This is a genomic window from Psychrobacter sp. 1U2 (assembly GCF_051847575.1).
Genome location: NZ_JBPYDC010000226.1, coordinates 1 through 1,358 on the forward strand (window position 1 = coordinate 1; position 1,358 = coordinate 1,358).

At 39.0% G+C, this 1,358-nt stretch carries 1 protein-coding gene; it reads right to left on the bottom strand.

The genetic code is table 11. From position 1 onward, the window contains the following. Nucleotides 1-264: 264 nt before the first annotated feature. Nucleotides 265-1,358 (bottom strand): hypothetical protein (locus ACS8FD_RS14705; RefSeq protein WP_439276401.1); only part of this gene is annotated, 1,094 nt, incomplete at its 5' end.

Sequence of the window (1,358 nt, forward strand, 5' to 3'; positions counted from 1 at the left end):
AGGAACAGGCTATAAATATACAAAAGCCTAAACTTATAGTCATTATGACAAGCGCATCATGGTATCACACTGGCAGTTAAGCTTAAGATGCAAAATGTTATGTAATTTTGGTCCTTAAACAGGAGCAATCTTGTATTCTAAATATACCACTATTCACTATCTATCGCATTGATGAACCATTTAATACACTACGAATGATTCTATCCACTCTTAAAACACAAAAAAAGCCGCTCAAGGCGACTTATATTGCTCAGCACTTTGACTTTAGTACCCTGGAACATCTGTAACTTTGACATTGCTTTTTTTATCTAAGAGCAAATTGACAGGCTTATTTAACGATGTCCGGACAGCTGGGGCTTTAGATTTAGCCGATGATTTATCAGCTGTTGTGCGCACATTATTAACAACCGTGCCAGATGATAACTTAATAGCAAACGTTAGGTTTCGATCATCAATAACAACATCGTTAAAGGACGAATTTCTAAGTAATAGCTCGCGACCGCTAGCAATTGCTATGGCTCTGTTTTGATGATAGGTTCTTTCAAAGTGAATGTTACTAAACTCTTTCAATTTTCCATCAGCTTTGAGGCGTACATAAGCAGATCCGGTAGCTGTACCAGACTTAATAAAATCACAGTCTTTAAAGTACACACCCAAATCGTTTGAATTGCCTATATTGGTGTCTTGAAAGATAACTTGATTGTTACCGTAACGCGTGCCAGCATTTTCAAAGACCACGTTTGTGAATTTAATATCACGATATTTATCGTTGATATTATTGGGTTCACAATCAAATAAATATATACCGCTTCTTAGTTTACCTTGTCCGGCAGAGAATTTATTATCCAAACGCATTTTACCGCGTATAAACTTAAAGCCTTGGCCTGAAATAATAGATACTGGGTTACGAGCGGTAGAATCGCACAAAAAATCCTGAGCCTCAAAGTCAATCTGTCCATTATATTTAAGGTAGATACCATCATAACGTGCGCCACTTGTCTTAAAGTTTCTGAGACGAGCGCCGCGCTCTTGAATGCGAATACAGTGCAGAGCTTTGGTGTTTTTGTGCGTGCCATTTCTGTTAGAGGTAAGCTCATCTCGTAAGGTTTGACCACGTATATCAAATCCATCTAGGACGAAGTTTACTCCGCCTGCCTGTACGTCAACGACAGTAGAAGGTGTTTTTGCCCGTAAAATGGTATTACCCTCACTAAATAGCTCAATATTCGGACTATCAATTACCAAACTACAAGGATAGTCGCCATTGGGGAATATAATCCGAGCACCGCCGATAGACTTAGCGTGGTCTATCGCCGCTTGCGGTGAGCGGTAATCTTTAACATATATCTTTTTAAGGG